5 protein-coding genes and 1 pseudogene are annotated in these 5,158 nt (G+C 31.2%); 1 reads left to right on the forward strand and 5 read right to left on the reverse strand.

What is annotated here, in order from left to right:
- A pseudogene (locus METFODRAFT_RS08990) lies at positions 1-209 on the forward strand (IS701 family transposase); the annotation flags it as partial.
- Here METFODRAFT_RS08990 and METFODRAFT_RS08995 read toward each other — a convergent pair.
- The 5 genes from METFODRAFT_RS08995 to METFODRAFT_RS09015 form a co-directional block, all read right to left on the reverse strand.
- Positions 201-566, reverse strand: a complete 366-nt coding sequence (locus tag METFODRAFT_RS08995) for a hypothetical protein (RefSeq protein ID WP_007045297.1) — start codon at positions 564-566, stop codon at positions 201-203. The pseudogene METFODRAFT_RS08990 and the gene METFODRAFT_RS08995 overlap by 9 nt on opposite strands.
- 9 nt (positions 567-575) lie before the next feature.
- Positions 576-1,559, reverse strand: a complete 984-nt coding sequence (locus tag METFODRAFT_RS09000) for a TIGR00341 family protein (RefSeq protein WP_007045298.1) — start codon at positions 1,557-1,559, stop codon at positions 576-578.
- Between the two features lie 20 nt (positions 1,560-1,579).
- Positions 1,580-3,292 carry a DNA-directed DNA polymerase II small subunit gene (locus tag METFODRAFT_RS09005; protein WP_007045299.1) on the reverse strand — a complete coding sequence of 571 codons (1,713 nt, stop codon included), beginning with the start codon at positions 3,290-3,292 and terminating at the stop codon, positions 1,580-1,582.
- A 10-nt stretch (positions 3,293-3,302) separates the two neighbouring features.
- Complete coding sequence (locus tag METFODRAFT_RS09010; RefSeq protein WP_007045300.1) at positions 3,303-4,463, reverse strand: hypothetical protein; 1,161 nt, start codon at positions 4,461-4,463, stop codon at positions 3,303-3,305.
- 65 nt (positions 4,464-4,528) lie between these two features.
- Positions 4,529-4,966 carry a RecB-family nuclease gene (locus METFODRAFT_RS09015; protein WP_007045301.1) on the reverse strand — a complete coding sequence of 146 codons (438 nt, stop codon included), beginning with the start codon at positions 4,964-4,966 and terminating at the stop codon, positions 4,529-4,531.
- Positions 4,967-5,158 lie beyond the last annotated feature (192 nt).

Genomic DNA, 5,158 nt, shown 5'->3' on the forward strand with positions numbered 1-5,158 from the left:
AGTGCTGCAATATTGGAAATTTCTTCGTTAGAAAAAGATTTCCAGTATTAGGACATATTTCGTTAGCTATGAGGGCTTTCTTTATTTTAGAGAAAATTAGAATCGATAAAAAGATTACTTGGTATGAGTTTAGAAGAGAACTAAATCGAATAGCCGTTGGGAATGCCATAATCTCTTTATGTAAAGAAACTGGTTTATTGTTAATCTAAGTATTTAAATGTATTTGCGAAAGTCCTAATTGGATTTAAAAGAACATAAAAGGACATAGAGAAAAATACTCTATGTAAAAATCTCCACTGTAAATTCATCTTAAATAAACCTACAAAGAGTTTAAAAATTCTTTTATCAATTAGAACCAAAACTGATAAAAAAAGAACAGTTAAAACTAAGAACTTAGAATCAAAATCAATAAAAAATAACAAAAATATCATTAGTGAAGTATAGAGTATGATAAACTTCAATGTAAAATTTTTGAGAGTTCTATTTTTAAGTGCTTCAATAAGGTTAATCCAATATATCAAAACCATAAACAGTGTTGCTGTAATCTTAATAAGTTCCAATATCATTGCAACACCTTACAAAAAGTGATAAAATTTAAAGATTATCAATAAGGTCATTATAACCAACAACAAAAACCATATTGCCATTGCAAAGATGGTATATTTTTTGGCCATCTCCCTCTTCCACCACCTATATGGAGAAATACCATAGGCATGGAATACCAATATTGCAGATAAATTTATGCCAATAATATTTATCAAAAATAATATCAAGAGAGGTATTGACTCATTAAAGTGCCCCGAGCCAATCAACAACCCAAAAACCACCAACGGAGGCAATAATGCGATAGCAATCATAACCCCTACAACAGCAGATGAAACCTCAGAAATTACTGTCAAAGCCCCAGCAATTCCTGCAGATAAAGCAATAATATCCCAAATTCCCAAAAAGATTCGAGAGTGTATTTGTGGACTATCTAAAGATACTGGATTAAAATAACCCAATAAAATTGCCAATAAAATGACAACAAATATCTCCAATAAGAGAGTTTTTATACATTTTCTTGCTAAATCCAAATCTGCAACAGTTATTGAAAACGATAACGCCATATTCGGCCCCAATAACGGAGCAATTACCATAGATGCAATAATTATAGCCACGTTATCCTTCCAAATACCAACAGATGCAACAATTGCCGACAATATTGTCATCAAAAAAATTTCTTTTGAAAACTTCGATAACTCAATCATCATATTGTACATTTCTTGACGAGACAGTCTTTCTGGTTTTCCCTCTTCAATTTTTTCTTTTTCAATTTCCTCGATTGGAGGTATTGTTGTCGTAGGTTCAAAAACAACGATTCTAAAATTTGCTCCCCCATATATCTGATTTAACTTATCTATTATTTGTTCTGCATCTTTTAATGTGGATAAGATTTTAATGACGCAATAACTTCCCTCAACATCAGCACTAATCCAAATTACTCCATCTCCCTTCAACTTATCAATACCAACAAATAGATGCTTTGGAATATAACAAACAATAAATCGAAGTTTCATAATCCCACAATAAAATTAAATTATTCCTTCACAATTAATTTTCCATTATTCCACTCTAAATAATGTCCATTCATCCCTATCTTAGATAAATCAAGTATTGGCACGATTCCCGGTGTTGGCTTAATACCCATTTTTTTCTGGAAGGCAGTTTGTTCTTGGAACGTCCCACTGTTAACCATAGCAACGCCTTTATAAATCCCATATCCATTTATGTGGATATGCCCAGTATGGAAAACATCTATATCTTTTTCAATAACCAAATAATCCTTATGCTCTGGAGCAATTGGGCATCTTCCCCCATAGGTTGGGCACAGTAATCTCCTCTTTAATAACTCTTTCATAATAGTTGATGGCTCTGTATATTTTGCAGAAGGTACTTGCCCAACGATATCGTCAAAACTTCTTCCATGATATAGAAGGAAATCCAAGCCATGAACATTAACTATTGCAGGATTACCTACAAATGTCACGTTATCCATGTTAAACAACTTGGCAATCTTTTCTGGAAGTTTTGGTTGTGGTTCTGCTGGTCTAACAGCATCGTGGTTTCCTGGGGAAATAATAATATGAATATGCTCAGGAATTTGCTCCAAATACAATGCAATCTCCTCATATTGGGACATTATATCTATTTCATACAAATCTTCCTCCTGCCCAGGATAGATTCCAACCCCATCCACCAAATCCCCAGATATTGAGATATATTTTATCCTACTGACAACTTTCTCCTCAACCCCATTATTTACATTCCCATTTAAAAATTCTATAAATTTGTTGAATGTATCTTTCATAAACTCATAACTCCCAACGTGGATATCTGATAAAAATACAGCATAAACTTGTTCATCTGTTCTATTTGGTTCTTTTGGTGTTATATCTGGCCTAACTGCAGTATCAGCAAACATTAAATTTCCCTTATCATTTATCGTTCCAATAAACCCAATAACCTCATCTAAAAGGATATCATCCGGCAATTCTCCATTGGCTATTTTCTCTTTTGTTAACAATACAGTGAATGATGCTTTTTCATCCTCTATCTCAACCAACTTATGCCCATTTTTTGTTGTATTTATATCTGAAACAATACCTACAATAAAGATATTGTCTTCTCTCTTCCTCTTCCATACCTCACTTAAAGGATATGCCCTTCTTTGAACCTTTCTCTCAATAAGTTTTTTAACCCTCTCATACCTATCAGTAAAATATTTTATAAAATCTGCAATTGTTCCTTCGCATGTAGATTTTCCAGATACATCTGAGTCATCATAAACCCTTATTCTTGTGTCAATATCCTTTGCATACCATTTGATATTTGTATTTATACTTTTTAATCCCCTAATCTCACTTATCCTTTTTTCTCTCTCTGATTTTTTCCTTTCTTCCTCTTTTTTCTTTTCTTCTTCTTTTAAAAGTATTTTTTTAATCAACTCTTCCCTTTCAGCATCATCAACTACCTTTTTCTCCTCTTTAACTTCTTTTTTTATTTCAAACTTCTCCCCTGTATAGTATGCAATAAAATCAAAACTCCCATACTCATTTAAAATCCAATCCAAATCATGATTTAAAAACACATCTAAAAAATGCTCATCCAACAAAATAAACTTATCATTCGTATTTTTAAATTTTTTGATTTTGTTGATTAATTCATCAACCTCATCTCTACCTAAATTTTTTATACGTCTGTAGGCATTTGGAGACAGAAGAACCTCAACCTCTAAAAAATTTTCAATCATGTTTTCCCTTTTAAGATTTATTTATTTTTGTTTTTTTATTTTGATTTAAGTGTATATTTATATTATAGCAGAGATAATCGAGAGGATGAATAATATCTCCCCTCCTACAAATCTCATCAGGATTGCAGTAATAACTTAACCCCTTTCCACCATCATCCTTCCAATTTTTACAGTATTCACAATGGGTAATATGACCTGCTACTTTATAGCCAATATTGTGACTTATGTAATATCTTGTTTTTTTCTCATCAAAGTCCTCAACATTCTTAAATAACATACTTATTAAATCATCAATAAACTTTTCTATTTCTTCCTCAGATGCAATGTCTAAGGCAGAAATATTAACCAACTCTCCATTCTCCAAAGGTCTTAAATTTGGATTGAATTTTGCAACAAACCAATAAACAACAAAACTTCTCCTTGCATAGTGGGAGGGGGAACCACCGGTTTGTATGTCTCTTAAAATTCCCCTAATACATGGTGGGTGCCACTCTAATGGAATCTCTCCCCTATAATTTAGTGCCTTTATCCCCTCAATACTCTCAAATTTAACCTTATCTTTTAAGTAGTTCTCTATTTCATTTAAAATATTTTTTATTGTTTCATCTTCTGGAAGTTTTACTTTTTTGATTTTATCTACGAGTTCTTTTAATTTAACCCTAATAACTTCTCTTGCATAAGTTTCTTTAATCCTATATATATTTACCTGCCCATTTTTTAAATCCAACCTTTCTAAATGCAAATCGTTATCTCTTGATAAGGATGCAATTTTTATGAATTCCCAAATATTTACTTCATTTGATAGTTTCTTTTCCATCTCTTCTTTATACTTCTCTGCGTATTTTCTAATATAAACGTTAGAGTATCTTGTATTTGCCATTAATATTAAAAGTAAATAATCAACCAGATATTCAAATTCTTTTATATCCTCCATTTCTAAAAATCTCTCCTTATATTTGATCAAGTCGTCATTATACTTATTTTTTATTTCTTCAAAAAATTTTTCAAAATCCTCCCTACCATATTTTTCTGCATATTCTTCCTCTACAAAAATATACTGTAATTTTGAAAGAATCGGGGATTTACATTTACCATTAATTACTGTAACGCAATTTTTAATCGCCTCAATAAAATCAACATCTTTAAATTTATCTAAATGTTCCCAAAACATAGGTAACACCTTGCAAAAACATAATTACAAACAAAATGAACAAAAATAAAAAGAAAAAGCATGAATTATAACAATTGTAATTCTTTCATCTTGTATAAAAATATTGCAACCCCGCCAATTGCTCCAATTTCATTTTCAACAATATATTTTCCTTCCCCTTTCTCCAACTCTAACTTTGTGAATCCAGTTGAAGCCCCACAGAAGACAACCAAATCATTTTTCCCAATATTATTAAAATCAACTTCTTTATCACATGTTCCTTTATTTGCAATTAATATAACCCTCTCTGGTCTTAAAACCTCTATTGCATCATCCAAATCTTCAAAGAATAAAACATTCTTTCCTAATTTACACGCTAACTTATGAGCAACTGGAACTCCACTTTGAGCAGCAGAACCTGTTGCCTTTGTTATAACTATTGTATCAATTCCAAATCCAAATACAATTTTTGCAAATTCCTCAACCTGTTTTGAACTAAATGTGTTGTGCAATGCAATGAACATATTATGCACCCCATTTTGTTTTTAATGTTTTTAACATGTTTTATAAAATTTACCGTAATTCCCATCACAAATTTAAATATTTATTTAATTGAATTAACTTCATCTAACACTTTAAGATTATAAGCGATTGTGAAGAGTAAGAGCTTAACACTCAGCCCTTTCTTGCTTACAGCGTGAATATGCTTAGAAAAC

This window comes from Methanotorris formicicus Mc-S-70 (genome assembly GCF_000243455.1).
Taxonomy (GTDB): domain Archaea; phylum AGJL01; class Methanococci; order Methanococcales; family Methanococcaceae; genus Methanotorris; species Methanotorris formicicus.

Bases quoted from the DNA above. Each gene is read 5' to 3' on its own strand.
- METFODRAFT_RS08995 (WP_007045297.1), bottom strand. From the start codon at position 566: ATGATATTGGAACTTATTAAGATTACAGCAACACTGTTTATGGTTTTG.
- METFODRAFT_RS09000 (WP_007045298.1), bottom strand. From the start codon at position 1,559: ATGAAACTTCGATTTATTGTTTGTTATATTCCAAAGCATCTATTTGTT.
- METFODRAFT_RS09005 (WP_007045299.1), bottom strand. From the start codon at position 3,292: ATGATTGAAAATTTTTTAGAGGTTGAGGTTCTTCTGTCTCCAAATGCC.
- METFODRAFT_RS09010 (WP_007045300.1), bottom strand. From the start codon at position 4,463: ATGTTTTGGGAACATTTAGATAAATTTAAAGATGTTGATTTTATTGAG.
- METFODRAFT_RS09015 (WP_007045301.1), bottom strand. From the start codon at position 4,966: ATGTTCATTGCATTGCACAACACATTTAGTTCAAAACAGGTTGAGGAA.